The organism is Arcobacter venerupis (assembly GCF_013201665.1).
GTDB classification, from domain to species: Bacteria; Campylobacterota; Campylobacteria; order Campylobacterales; family Arcobacteraceae; genus Aliarcobacter; species Aliarcobacter venerupis.
Genome location: NZ_CP053840.1, coordinates 2,545,482 through 2,559,636, shown reverse-complemented (window position 1 = coordinate 2,559,636; position 14,155 = coordinate 2,545,482). Strand labels below are relative to the sequence as shown.

At 33.7% G+C, this 14,155-nt stretch carries 8 protein-coding genes, 3 tRNA genes, 3 rRNA genes and 1 pseudogene; 9 read left to right on the top strand and 6 right to left on the bottom strand.

What is annotated here, in order from left to right; translation table 11 throughout:
* Position 1 precedes the first annotated feature (1 nt).
* The 4 genes from AVENP_RS12700 to AVENP_RS12685 are packed head-to-tail and all read right to left on the bottom strand — an operon-like array spanning position 2 to position 3,067.
* Positions 2-895, bottom strand: a complete 894-nt coding sequence (locus AVENP_RS12700; protein WP_128359634.1) for a vWA domain-containing protein — start codon at positions 893-895, stop codon at positions 2-4.
* Positions 892-1,269: a hypothetical protein gene (locus AVENP_RS12695; protein ID WP_128359633.1), complete on the bottom strand. Its 378-nt coding sequence runs from the start codon at positions 1,267-1,269 to the stop codon at positions 892-894. The genes AVENP_RS12700 and AVENP_RS12695 overlap by 4 nt, the downstream gene beginning before the upstream one ends.
* Before the next feature lie 2 nt (positions 1,270-1,271).
* Positions 1,272-2,102, bottom strand: a complete 831-nt coding sequence (locus tag AVENP_RS12690) for a DUF58 domain-containing protein (RefSeq protein ID WP_128359632.1) — start codon at positions 2,100-2,102, stop codon at positions 1,272-1,274.
* 17 nt (positions 2,103-2,119) lie between these two features.
* Positions 2,120-3,067, bottom strand: coding sequence for an AAA family ATPase (locus AVENP_RS12685; RefSeq protein ID WP_128359631.1), 948 nt, complete (start codon positions 3,065-3,067; stop codon positions 2,120-2,122).
* Between the two features lie 191 nt (positions 3,068-3,258).
* Between AVENP_RS12685 and AVENP_RS12680 the strand changes: the two genes are divergently transcribed.
* The 9 genes from AVENP_RS12680 (at position 3,259) to AVENP_RS12640 (ending at position 12,735) form a co-directional block, all read left to right on the top strand.
* Positions 3,259-3,558: an ATP-dependent Clp protease adaptor ClpS gene (locus AVENP_RS12680; protein WP_128359630.1), complete on the top strand. Its 300-nt coding sequence runs from the start codon at positions 3,259-3,261 to the stop codon at positions 3,556-3,558.
* Between the two features lies 1 nt (position 3,559).
* Positions 3,560-5,779, top strand: coding sequence for an ATP-dependent Clp protease ATP-binding subunit ClpA (gene clpA, locus AVENP_RS12675; RefSeq protein WP_128359629.1), 2,220 nt, complete (start codon positions 3,560-3,562; stop codon positions 5,777-5,779).
* Between the two features lie 95 nt (positions 5,780-5,874).
* Positions 5,875-6,516 (top strand): c-type cytochrome, encoded by a 642-nt coding sequence (locus AVENP_RS15915; RefSeq protein ID WP_128359628.1) that lies wholly within the window; start codon positions 5,875-5,877, stop codon positions 6,514-6,516.
* Between the two features lie 561 nt (positions 6,517-7,077).
* Positions 7,078-8,594 (top strand): 16S ribosomal RNA (locus tag AVENP_RS12665).
* A gap of 96 nt (positions 8,595-8,690) precedes the next feature.
* Positions 8,691-8,767: transfer RNA gene (locus AVENP_RS12660), tRNA-Ile, on the top strand.
* A gap of 29 nt (positions 8,768-8,796) precedes the next feature.
* Positions 8,797-8,872, top strand: a tRNA-Ala gene (locus AVENP_RS12655).
* Positions 8,873-9,233: 361 nt separating this feature from the next.
* Positions 9,234-12,146: ribosomal RNA gene (locus AVENP_RS12650) — 23S ribosomal RNA — on the top strand.
* A gap of 218 nt (positions 12,147-12,364) precedes the next feature.
* A 5S ribosomal RNA gene (gene rrf / locus AVENP_RS12645) occupies positions 12,365-12,480 on the top strand.
* The 16S, 23S and 5S rRNA genes sit together here with 3 tRNA genes alongside, the layout of an rRNA operon.
* Positions 12,481-12,659: 179 nt before the next feature.
* Positions 12,660-12,735: transfer RNA gene (locus AVENP_RS12640), tRNA-Thr, on the top strand.
* 184 nt (positions 12,736-12,919) lie between these two features.
* On the opposite strand, the pseudogene AVENP_RS12635 reads toward AVENP_RS12640, so the two are convergent.
* Positions 12,920-13,342, bottom strand: a pseudogene (locus AVENP_RS12635) (nucleoside recognition domain-containing protein); the annotation flags it as partial.
* Positions 13,343-13,353: 11 nt separating this feature from the next.
* Positions 13,354-14,151 (bottom strand): YihY/virulence factor BrkB family protein, encoded by a 798-nt coding sequence (locus tag AVENP_RS12630; RefSeq protein ID WP_128360179.1) that lies wholly within the window; start codon positions 14,149-14,151, stop codon positions 13,354-13,356.
* Positions 14,152-14,155 lie beyond the last annotated feature (4 nt).

The window sequence follows — 14,155 nt, the reverse complement described above, 5'->3', positions numbered from 1 at the left end:
CTTACTCCTTATTTGACATATAAAAATATGCCATGAAAAATAGCATTGCTAAAGCTAAAAAGTATTGATAGAAATATGTTTTTTTCACATATTTTTCAGCTTTTATTTCACTTTTTTCTAATTTATTAATTGTTGAATATATATCTTTTAAACCTTGAATTGTGTCAGCATAAAAGTATTTTGCATCTGTTTGATTTGCAATTTCTTGCAGTACTGCTGGATTAAAATCTCCAGGAGTTCCAACTCCAATTGTATAAACTTTTATTCCATATTTTTTGGCTGTAGATATTGCCACATCTAAAGGAATTGTATTTGTATTATCTATTCCATCAGTTAAAAGTATGGCAATCTTGTTTTTTGATTTGCTTGTTTTAAAGAGATTTGAACTTAAAAATAGAGCTTCATTTAAAGCTGTTCTTTGTCGTCCTGCAATTCCCACTTCTATTTTACTTAATAATCTTTTTATACTATTTTTATCATAAGTCAAAGGAATTGCCACATATGCAAAATCTGCAAAAATACTTAAACCCAAACGGTCATGTTCTCTTTTATCAACAAAATCTGTCACTATATCTTTTACAATGCCAAATTTATTTGCTTCTATCATTGAACCACTGGCATCCAATATAAGTGATATTTCATAACCTTCATCATTTTTAATATTTACATCATCCTCTTTAATTGGTGAACTCAAAGCTATAACTAAAAATAAAACAGTTAAAAACTTTAAGCTATTTATTAAAAGCATTGAACTTTTTGAGGCTTTTTCTAACAAGGCAATATTAGGAAAATAAAAAGAGATACCTTTTGTTTTGCAAAATTTTAAACATACAAAAAAGAGTATTAATATTAAAAAAGCATAAGGATATTCAAATGTATAGTTTAAAAAATTCATTTAATCTCCTTTATCATGCTTTTTATTTTGTTTATTTGCTCTTCTGAGAGTTTTTCTATCTCTTTTTTATATTTAAATATTTCCAACTCTTTTTGTAATTTTTCAAAAGCTTCTTTGTTTTTTTCATCTATAAAGTATTGGAAATTTTCACAAAAACTGTAAACCGCACCTTTTGTATCATCAAAATCTATCTCTTTTAAATTTTTCATTGCAATTTGTTTTGATGTTAATCTTTTTCTCTTTTTTCTTCGGTTTTTAAAATAATAGATTGCAAAGATTAAACAAAGTAATAAACCAACAATCATGCTAAGTAAAATCCAAAGGGAATAATCAGGAACTTCAATAATTCCTTTTATATCTTTTAACTCTTCCACATTTATCCTTTTATGATTTGTGATAATCGAAGGAAAATATCATCGTCTGTGTATATTTTTCCGTGGGTGATTCTGTGTTTAAGAAAATGCTCTTTTAGTTGTTCATCTTGTAAATCTAAAAGTTCTTTATATTTTTTTGCAACATTTTTTGTAATATTAAATTCACTACTTTTAAGATTTGTGGCATTTACAAGTTCGTATTCACCATTTAATAAAGGATACTCTTCTAATCTATCTCGTACTATTAATGCATAAACATCATTTGTATAAGCAATTTCACTTAAATCCACATCTCCATAAAAATCACCAATTACAAAAATAACAGAACGCTGTTTCATTGTATTATTTATATAATCACAGAATTTTTTATAATCTACTTCTTTTTTAATGCACTTAATTTCTAAGGCATCTTGGATAAGTTTATACATAATTGTCTCATCATAGGTTGGTTCATAAAATATTTCACTTTTATTACTAAAAAAAATAGGAAAAAGTAAGTCATGATTATAAATAGATGAAAAACCAAGTAGGGCGATAATTTCAGTTGCAATATCTTGTTTCATATTAACAGAACCAAACTCTAAACTTCCATTTATCAAAAAAGCAACAATTATATTTAACTGTCTACTTTCATCAAATACATTTACTTTTAGAGAATTACTTTTAGCAGTTGCTTTCCAGTTGATATTTTTTATATTATCACCATAGTTGTACTCTTTAATCTCTTTAAAATCTAAACCATCACCTTTTAGAGAAGTTAATTGATTTCCAAGATTTGTATTAAAAATATTTGTTTTGGCTTTTATTATTATCTCTTTTGCTTTATCATACATTTTATTGTTCCTTTTACTTAAGGAGTTTTTATTTTTTGGATAATTTTTTCAATAATATAATCAGTTGTAATTCCATTTGCTCTGGCTTTAAAGTTAAGAATTAATCTATGTCTTAATACACCTTTTAAAACATAAGAGATATCTAAAGGAGTTACATAATCTTTTCCTCTTATCAAAGCAGTTGCGATACTTGCTTTATATAAATCAATAGAAGCTCTTGGACTTGCTCCAAACTCTATATATTCAGCAATTTCATGTAAATCATAATCTTTGGGATCTCTTGTTGAAAAAATTAGTTTTGTCATATAATTTTTTACAGCAGTATCAACATGTATTTCCTTTAATGACTCTTTCATATTTATAATATCATCAACGCTTGCAACAACTTGAATTTGTTCAAATCCTTTAATTGCAACTCTATTTACGATTTCCATCTCTTCATCAAAAGTGTTGTATCCCACTAAAACTTTCATCATAAATCTATCAAGTTGCGCTTCAGGAAGTCTATAAGTTCCTTCTTGTTCAACTGGATTTTCTGTTGCCATTACTAAAAATGGACTTGGAGATTTAAAAGTTGTATCTGAAATAGTGATTTGTCTCTCTTGCATTACTTCTAAAAGTGCTGCTTGAACTTTTGCAGGTGCTCTATTTATTTCATCTGCAAGAAGTAGATTTGTAAATGCAGGTCCTTTTTTGATAGAAAATTCCCCACTTTTTGGATTATAAATTTCAGTTCCAGTTATATCACTTGGAAGTAAATCAGGAGTAAATTGTATTCTTTTAAACTCTATTCCTAAAGCTTGGGCAAGGGCATTAATTGCAGTTGTTTTTGCAAGGCCTGGAACACCTTCAACTAAAATGTGTCCATTTGCAATAAGACCAATTAATAAAGAGTCAATTAACTCCTCTTGACCAACAATAACTTTTTTCATTTCATTTTTGATATTTTGTATTAGGTTGTTCATTTAATACCTTTTTGTTTAAATTATTTTTGTGTATTTAGCAGTATAATTCAGATGAGTAAATAGAGCATTAATAGTAAGATAATCAGGTATTAATAATTCATTAATGCTATTATGGAAATATTTTTTATTTTAATTATTGCTTTTTTATTATAATATAAGAGACATAATAATTATTATAACAAAGGTTTGAAGTGAGTAATGAAATAGAAATTGAATTAGATGATGAGTTAGATTTACAAGAGCCAAAAAAATATAAAGTTTTTTTATTAAATGATGATTTCTCGACAATGGATTTTGTAATTGATGTTTTAGTAAAAGTATTTAGAAAATCAGTTGATGAAGCTTCAGTTATAATGATGAATATTCACCACAAGGGAAAAGAACTATGTGGGACTTATACATATGAAATTGCTTCAACAAAAGTTGCTCAAGTTAAAACAATGGCAAGAGAAAAGGGTTTTCCTTTAAAAGCTATAATGGAAGAAGAATAAAATGATTAGCAAAGAATTAAGAAGCATTTTTACACAAGCTGTAGGATATGCAAAAAGTAGTAAACATGAATATCTAACATTAGAACATATTTTTTTAATGTTAATTCATGACCAAACAATAGAAAATTTATTTATAGATTTAGGTGTTGATACAAATCAATTATTTAGTGATGTAAAAAAATATATTGATGAAAATACACCAAGACTGCCAATTAATGTAATAGATGAACCAATGGAAACCATCTCTTTAACATCAACAATAGAATATATGGTAGCACATGTTCAAACAAGTGGAAAATCAAATGCAAATGTAGAAGATATGTTTGTCGCAATTTTAAAAGATGAAAAATCTTATGCTACATATTTATTAAAAAAGTTAGGAATTCAAAGAGTTGATATTTTAGAAGAAATTTCTCATAAAGAAACAGATGAAGATAATATAAATGAAGATGACAATGATATTGATAATAAAGTTTTAGATAAAAATTCAACAGAATTAGTATCTGTTGCAAAAAAAGGTGAAATTGATCCAGTTATTGGAAGAGAAACAGAGATTTCAAGGGTAATTGAAATTTTAAGTCGAAGAAAGAAAAATAATCCTATTTTAGTTGGTGAACCAGGAGTTGGTAAAACTGCAATTGCAGAAGGTTTAGCTTTAGAAATAGCACAAGAAAGAGTTCCAGAATTTTTATTAAAAGCAAAAGTTTTCTCACTTGATATGGGTTCAATGATTGCAGGAACAAAATATAGAGGTGATTTTGAGAAAAAATTAAAATCACTTTTAAAAGAAGTAGCAAAAATACCAAATGCGATTTTATTTATTGATGAAATTCACACAATTGTAGGAGCTGGAAGTGTTGGTGGAAGTGCCATGGATGCTTCAAATATCTTAAAACCAATGTTAGCTAATGGAAAATTAAGATGTGTAGGAGCTACAACTTTTAGTGAATATAGAAATGATTTTTCAAAAGATAAAGCATTAAGTAGAAGATTTGCAAAAGTAGATGTGAATGAACCATCAATTGAAGATTCGATTACTATTTTAGAAGGTTTAAAATCAAAATATGAAGAGTATCATGGTGTTAAATATTCAAAAAGTGCAATAATAAGTGCCGTTGAATTAAGTAAAAAATATATTACAGATAGATTTTTACCAGATTGTGCGATTGATGTAATTGATGAGGTTGGAGCTTCTAAAAAGATATTATTAGCAAGTGATTTAAAAACAAAATCTGAAAAAAATATAACAATAACTTCAAAAGATGTTGAAACTACAATTGCTAAAATGGCACATATTCCAGAGCGAAGTGCAACAAAATCTGATTTAACTCTATTAAAATCGTTAGAAAAAAATATGCAAAAAAGAGTTTTTGGACAAGATAGTGCAATTACAACTATTGTTCAATCAATAAAAAGAAATAAAGCTGGTCTTGGACTTGATAAAAAACCAATTGGAAGCTTCTTATTTACAGGACCAACAGGAGTTGGAAAAACAGAAGTTGCCAAAGAGTTATCAGCTCAACTTGGAATTCATTTTGAAAGATTTGATATGAGTGAATATATGGAAGCTCATACAATCTCAAGACTGATTGGAGCACCAGCTGGTTATGTAGGATTTGAACAAGGTGGACTTTTAACTGAAGCCATCAGAAAACATCCTCATACAGTACTTTTACTTGATGAGATTGAAAAAGCACATCCTGATTTAATGTCAATTTTACTTCAAGTTATGGATAATGCTGAATTAACTGATAATAGTGGTAATAAAGCTGATTTCCAAAATGTTGTTTTAATAATGACTTCAAATTTAGGAGCAACAGAAGCAAATGTAATGGGATTTGCAAAAAATGAAAAACTAAATGAAAACAAAGCTATAAATAAATTTTTTGCACCAGAGTTTAGAAATAGACTTGATGCGGTTGTTACTTTTGATTCGTTAAGTATTGATATTGTTACTAAAGTTGCAGGTAAATTTATAGAAGATTTAGAAAAACAATTAGTAGATAAAAAAATCAAAATTGAAATAAGTGCAAAAGCGAAAAAAGAACTAGCTACTTTAGGTTATGATAGAGCAATGGGCGCACGGCCACTTAATAGAGTAATCTCAGATAAAATTAAAAATCCATTAACAGATGAAATTTTATTTGGTAAGTTAAAAAAGGGTGGTTTGGTAAAAATAGATTTCGAAAAAGAGTTTATTTTTGAATTTATAGCTTTGTAACACAATTTTTATACAAATCTTTAGATACAATTCGAAAATTGTTTTTTATACAAAACAAACAAGTTATTATTTTATTTAACAAAGGAACAAAAATCATGAAAAAACTTTTATTAGGTTCAGCTGTAGCAGTTGCATTATTAACAGGCTGTGGAGACGAGAAAAAAGAGTCTAATCAAACTAGTTCAACTGTACAAGAAATTAAAAAAGATGAAGTTACACCTGTAGTGAAAGAAGAACAACCAACAACTGCTGTTCAAGATACAACTCAAGCTGTAGAGAAAGTTTCTAATGAAGTTAAAGAAAATAGTGAAAAAGTAGTTGAAACAGTAAAAGACGTAACTTCTAAAGTTGAAGAATCAACTGAAAAAATGGAAGAACCAAAAGATACAGTTACTACAATTACAGAAACAAAAGAAAATATTGTAATTGCACCAGAAAAAGTTGAAGGTGAGATTAAAGAAGTGACAGAACAAACAGCTACAACTGATGTATCATCAATTGATGCATCAACTTTATTTACAACATGTGCATCTTGTCATGGACAAAAAGCAGAAAAATCAGCTTTAGGAAAATCACAAGTGATTGCAGGTTGGGATAAACAAAGAATTATTGATTCATTGCATGGTTATAAAGATGGTAGTTATGGTGGAGTTATGAAAAATATCATGACAGGACAAGTTAGTAATAAAACAGATGCTGAAATTGAAGCATTGGCAGACCTTATCTCAAAAATGTAAAATAAAAAGTGGAAACTCCACTTTTTAAAATCAATCTTCCTCAAATCATTACTGTTTTGAATAAAACAGACACTTATTCTTCAAAATCAATTAAAATCTACCAAAATAATAACAAAGAAATAAAAAAACGTATTAATTATACAAAAAAAGCAGAAGCAATGTTTAAAGCCAAGTAAAACATAGTAAAAGAGATGAGGTAGGGTGATTATATAAATTTAAGCCAAATTTAAGCGATAACCCCTTGACAAAGGAAAAAGAATCTATTATAATTCCCGTCCAATTTGACTGAAGCGCATCAAACGAAAGAATGATAGAAAGCGTTGTAATCGAAACTGGATGATCTTTAAAAATAATTATAACGTTTGTAAAGTAATCTTTATAAACCGAATATGAGACTCTTATAAAAATCTGTTATTTATTACAGATGTAAAATAAGAATAAATGTTAAAAATATAAAAACAAACAAGAACAATATGGTAAAACATATAACTTGTCTATACTATGAGTGATAATTTTGTAATAGTAAAATAATACAGAAGAAGTCAAGTTCAAAAACTTCAATTTATGGAGAGTTTGATCCTGGCTCAGAGTGAACGCTGGCGGCGTGCTTAACACATGCAAGTCGAACGAGAACGGATTATAGCTTGCTATAATTGTCAGCTAAGTGGCGCACGGGTGAGTAATATATAGGTAATGTGCCCTAGAGAAGAGGATAACAGTTGGAAACGACTGCTAAGACTCTATATGCCTTTAAGACAGAAGTCTGCAAGGGAAATATTTATAGCTCTAGGATCAGCCTGTACAGTATCAGCTAGTTGGTGAGGTAATGGCTCACCAAGGCAATGACGCTTAACTGGTTTGAGAGGATGATCAGTCACACTGGAACTGAGACACGGTCCAGACTCCTACGGGAGGCAGCAGTGGGGAATATTGCACAATGGACGAAAGTCTGATGCAGCAACGCCGCGTGGAGGATGACACATTTCGGTGCGTAAACTCCTTTTATATGGGAAGATAATGACGGTACCATATGAATAAGCACCGGCTAACTCCGTGCCAGCAGCCGCGGTAATACGGAGGGTGCAAGCGTTACTCGGAATCACTGGGCGTAAAGAGCGTGTAGGCGGATAAATAAGTCAGAAGTGAAATCCAATAGCTTAACTATTGAACTGCTTTTGAAACTGTATATCTAGAATGTGGGAGAGGTAGATGGAATTTCTGGTGTAGGGGTAAAATCCGTAGAGATCAGAAGGAATACCGATTGCGAAGGCGATCTACTGGAACATTATTGACGCTGAGACGCGAAAGCGTGGGGAGCAAACAGGATTAGATACCCTGGTAGTCCACGCCCTAAACGATGCACACTAGTTGTTGTGAGGCTAGACCTTGCAGTAATGCAGTTAACACATTAAGTGTGCCGCCTGGGGAGTACGGTCGCAAGATTAAAACTCAAAGGAATAGACGGGGACCCGCACAAGCGGTGGAGCATGTGGTTTAATTCGACGATACACGAAGAACCTTACCTGGACTTGACATAGTAAGAACTTTCTAGAGATAGATTGGTGTCTGCTTGCAGAAACTTATATACAGGTGCTGCACGGCTGTCGTCAGCTCGTGTCGTGAGATGTTGGGTTAAGTCCCGCAACGAGCGCAACCCTCGTCATTAGTTGCTAACAGTTCGGCTGAGAACTCTAATGAGACTGCCTACGCAAGTAGGAGGAAGGTGAGGACGACGTCAAGTCATCATGGCCCTTACGTCCAGGGCTACACACGTGCTACAATGGGGTATACAAAGAGCCGCAATACGGTGACGTGGAGCAAATCTCAAAAATATCTCCCAGTTCGGATTGTAGTCTGCAACTCGACTACATGAAGTTGGAATCGCTAGTAATCGTAGATCAGCTATGCTACGGTGAATACGTTCCCGGGTCTTGTACTCACCGCCCGTCACACCATGGGAGTTGAACTCATTCGAAGCGGGGATGCTAAAATAGCTACCTTCCACAGTGGATTCAGCGACTGGGGTGAAGTCGTAACAAGGTAACCGTAGGAGAACCTGCGGTTGGATCACCTCCTTTCAGAGAATTGAGACTAGATTCGTTTCTAGTCTTAAAACTAAAAAGAAAGAGTTTTTATATTCGGTTTATAAAGATTATTTAAATAGGTAGAAAAATGGGCCTATAGCTCAGCTGGCTAGAGCGCTCGACTGATAATCGTGAGGTCTCAGGTTCAAGTCCTGATAGGCCCACCATTAAATAATCTTAAAAGATTAATCAGTGTGGGGAATTAGCTCAGCTGGGAGAGCGCCTGCTTTGCACGCAGGAGGTCAGCGGTTCGATCCCGCTATTCTCCACCACCTATTAAAAATAAGCTAAAAGTTATAATTAGAAGAAATGATAAAAAAGTTAAATATAAGTTCAAAAAGATTGAATTTATATTTGATTTTCGAATCAAAAATGTTGCCTTGAAAAGATGTAAATTTTTTTAAGTAACAATGATATTTAAAAATATAATGTTAAAGTCTTTAATTTTTTCGTTTAATTAAAAGAACTAAAAGAATTTATTCTAATAGAACTAATAATTAAAAACAAAAATTTTAATTATCTAGAAATAGATAGAACACAACTAATTTTATTGATATATTTTAAATAATATGTTTAATAAGATAGTAGCCAAAGAATATTATCAAAAATGCGATAGAGTTTAACTCTATTTATTAATAAGCTATTAAGGGCTAATGGTGGATGCCTAGACTGTAAGAGGCGATGAAAGACGTATTAGGCTGCGATAAGCCTCGGGGAGCTGCCAAAGAGCTTTGATCCGGGGATTTCTGAATGGGGCAACCCAGCATAGTGAGAACTATGTTACCCTACGGGGAGCTAACCTGGTGAAGTGAAACATCTCAGTAGCCAGAGGAAGAGAAATCAAACGAGATTCCGTCAGTAGCGGCGAGCGAAAGCGGATTAGGACAAACCCAATGCTTGCATTGGGGGTTGTAGGACCATGATATGAGACTAAAGAAGATAGATGAAATACTTGGAAAAGTGTAGCATAGAAGGTGAAACTCCTGTAATTTAAATTTTCAATAGCTCTAATGGTATCCTGAGTAGGTCGGAACACGTGATATTTTGACTGAAACTGGGGGGACCACCCTCCAATCCTAAATACTACTTACAGATCGATAGTGAACAAGTACCGTGAGGGAAAGGTGAAAAGTACTCCAGCGAGGAGAGTGAAATAGAACCTGAAACCATTAGCTTACAATCATTCAGAGCCCTATGATTTATCAGGGTGATGGACTGCCTTTTGCATAATGAGCCTGCGAGTTGTGGTGTCTGGCAAGGTTAAGTCAAGTACGAAGCCGTAGCGAAAGCGAGTCTTAATAGGGCGAATTAGTCAGATGCTGCAGACCCGAAACGAAGTGATCTATCCATGAGCAGGTTGAAGCTGGTGTAAGAGCCAGTGGAGGACCGAACCGATAGGCGTTGAAAAGTCTCCGGATGACTTGTGGATAGGGGTGAAAGGCCAATCAAACTTCGTGATAGCTGGTTCTCTCCGAAATATATTTAGGTATAGCCTTGTGTTGTAGCATATAGGGGTAGAGCACTGAATGGGCTAGGGCTGCTTACCGCGGTACCAAACCCTATCAAACTATGAATACTATATGTGGAATCACAGGAGTCAGGCGATGGGTGATAAAATCCACCGTCGAGAGGGGAACAACCCAGACTAACAGCTAAGGTCCCTAAGTCACATCTAAGTGGAAAACGATGTGGAGTTACTGTGACAACCAGGAGGTTGGCTTAGAAGCAGCCATCCTTTAAAGAAAGCGTAACAGCTCACTGGTCTAGTGATTCTGCGCGGAAAATATAACGGGGCTAAGATGTGCACCGAAGCTTTAGATTCGAATTTATTCGAGTGGTAGGAGAGCGTTCTATTCAGCGTTGAAGATGTACCGGCAAGGAGCGTTGGAGCGGATAGAAGTGAGCATGCAGGCATGAGTAGCGATAATTGAGGTGAGAATCCTCAACGCCGAAAACCCAAGGTTTCCTACGCGATGCTCGTCATCGTAGGGTTAGTCGGGTCCTAAGTCGAGTCCGAAAGGGGTAGACGATGGCAAATTGATTAATATTTCAATACCAACATACAAGCGCGATGTGGGGACGCATAGAGTTAATCGAGCTCACTGATGGAATAGTGGGTCGAAGGACGTAGGCTGTAACTTAGGCAAATCCGGGTTACATTAGGCCGAGATCTTACAGGCTCTTGACACTCTTCGGAGGAGATGGAGAATCGATGATACTGTCGTGCCAAGAAAAGCCACTAAGTATATTGTATGTTGCCCGTACCGTAAACCGACACAGGTGGGTGGGATGAGTATTCTAAGGCGCGTGGAAGAACCCTGGTTAAGGAACTCTGCAAACTAGCACCGTATCTTCGGTATAAGGTGTGCCTACTTTGGTATATGGACTTGCTCCAGAAAGCTAGAGAGGTTGCAACAAAGAGTCCCTCCCGACTGTTTACCAAAAACACAGCACTTTGCTAACACGTAAGTGGATGTATAAGGTGTGACGCCTGCCCGGTGCTCGAAGGTTAACTGATGATGTCAGCGCAAGCGAAGCATTTGATTGAAGCCCGAGTAAACGGCGGCCGTAACTATAACGGTCCTAAGGTAGCGAAATTCCTTGTCGGTTAAATACCGACCTGCATGAATGGCGTAACGAGATGGGAGCTGTCTCAACCAGGGATCCAGTGAAATTGTAGTGGAGGTGAAAATTCCTCCTACCCGCGGAAAGACGGAAAGACCCCGTGCACCTTTACTACAGCTTGACACTGTAGCTTGGATATTCATGTGCAGGATAGGTGGGAGGCTATGATGACTAGACGCAAGTAGAGTCGGAGCCATCCTTGAGATACCACCCTTGAATATTTGAGTTACTAACTGCGTACAATTATCTTGTATCAGGACAATGTCTGGTGGGTAGTTTGACTGGGGCGGTCGCCTCCTAAAAAGTAACGGAGGCTTACAAAGGTTAGTTCATGGCGGTTGGAAATCGCCAGTTGAGTATAATGGCATAAACTAGCTTGACTGTGAGACATACAAGTCGAACAGAGACGAAAGTCGGTCATAGTGATCCGGTGGTTCTGTGTGGAAGGGCCATCGCTCAAAGGATAAAAGGTACGCCGGGGATAACAGGCTGATCTCCCCCAAGAGCTCACATCGACGGGGAGGTTTGGCACCTCGATGTCGGCTCATCGCATCCTGGGGCTGAAGTAGGTCCCAAGGGTATGGCTGTTCGCCATTTAAAGCGGTACGCGAGCTGGGTTCAGAACGTCGTGAGACAGTTCGGTCCCTATCTTCCGTGGGCGTAGGAAAGTTGAAGAGATTTGTCCCTAGTACGAGAGGACCGGGATGAACGTACCACTGGTGTACCAATTGTTCTGCCAAGAGCATCGTTGGGTAGCTACGTACGGATGTGATAAGAGCTGAAAGCATCTAAGCTCGAAGCCAACTCTAAGATTAACTTTCCCTGAAGTTCCCAGTAAGACTAACTGGTTGATAGGCTGGATGTGTAAGCGTTGTAAGGCGTTTAGCTGACCAGTACTAATAGAACGTTTGGCTTATTTAACAAATTCTTTGGTTTACTATCTTATTAAATATATTTCTTATATTTAATACAAATTGTGTTTTTTTAGAAAAAACTAGCGTTACCTTGAAAAAATGAATATTTTTTTAAGCGCGTATAAGACTTTAACATTATTTTTTCTTAACTCCTTTACGAGTTGAGTGTAAAGAGCAATACATATTGATTTATCTTATGTTTATTTACTTTTTACACTCAACTTTGCTGGTGGCTATAGAGAAGTGGAAATACCCAGTCCCATTCCGAACCTGGAAGTCAAGCACTTCATCGCCGATAATACTGCCGGGTCCCCTGGTGGAAACGTAGGCCGCTGCCAGCTCTTGAGTTTTTTTAAAGCTTAGCTTTTTATACTTACCAAAGTATTCAATGCTAAGCTTTTTTTTTAACCCGCTTTTTAGGTTATTTTTATATTCATCTTTTATTATCCTAGTATAATTGGTCTTTATTTTTACACTAACTCTATCCACATATTCTGTTAGTTCTTTATTATTCTCTTTTGCTTGCATAGCTCCAACGGTAGAGCAATTCCATGGTAAGGAAGAGGTTACAGGTTCAAATCCTGTTGTGAGCACCACCATCCCTAACTTTTACTTTATTTAGCCTTTATTTAATGTTGTTTCTTTTAATTATTTTGAAATTCTGGATAAAATAAATAAATTCTGATTTAGTTTTATTCTGAAATGATTTATGATTATAGTTATTAAAATATAAGGAGAAGTGACTTTAAAAAATAGAGAACTTATTCTCTATTTTTTAATTTATATAGTTAGTAGTCTAGTTACATTATATGCAATGAATGATAAAATCCATGCACTAGTAGTTGTAAAAATAAATAAATAAGCTAAATACTTCCAATTGCCTGCTTCTCTTACAAAAACCATTGAGGCAGCTAAGCAAGGCAAATAAATCATTACAAAAACAATAAATGATATAGCTGACTCAAATGGAATATTCGTTTTTATCTTTTCTATTAAACTTGCTGATGATTCATCATTATCGCTTCCTAAACCATACAATATAGATAATGTTGATACTACAATCTCTTTTGCAGCTAAACCTGTTTCTAGTGCTATTGTCATCTTCCAATCAAATCCTAAAGGAGTGAATAATGCTTCTGATGCTTTCCCTACATATCCTAAATACGAGTGCTCTAGATTATATTGTGCTAATTCATTCTTTAGTGCTGAAATTATTATTTATTAATTAGCTTTGCTTGTTCTCTCACATTTAGTTTATGACAGATTTTTATTCCATATAAAAATATAATCCAAGAGATATAAATCCAAAAAAATGTAAATAATAAAGTTGCTAATGAGCCATAAATTGTGGTGTAAGTTTTGTTATAGATTACATAATAAACAAATAGATTTTTTGTTATTGATAGAACTGTTAGGGTAATAAAAGAAGAAATTAAAGCTGCTTTATTATCTATTTTTCTATTTACACTTAATTTAAAAAGTGTAAAAAATATTATCCAAGCAAATATATGTGAAAATATATTTTGTAAAATTGTATTATTATAAAATGAAATAAGAATATTAGATGCAGTAAATGCAATAGGCAAAATTGCTAAAAACAAAGAATAAAAAAGAAAAGAGAATTGAATAGATTTTCTTTTAGCTTTATGTATTTTATTTACTATGTATTCATAATCTTTAAAAAACATAATAAATACAAAAAGCATATAAACAATTCCTAAAAATCCTAAGTTACTGGAATTTGAAATATAGTTTTTAAGTGCAACTATAATTTCATCTGAATGTGTAGGATTTATTATATTTAAAATATATGTTATAAATATATCAATGTAAGTGTCAAATTCTGAAAAAGAAGAGATAATTGCAATAAATAAAGCAAGAATTGGAAGAATAGAAAAAATAGTAAAGAAACTCAAAGAAGCAGCATAATAAGTTGTATCATCATTAAAAAATGAATCTAATTTATTTATAGCTTTTCTTAAAAAACTCTCTTCACTATTAAAACTATTCATTTTA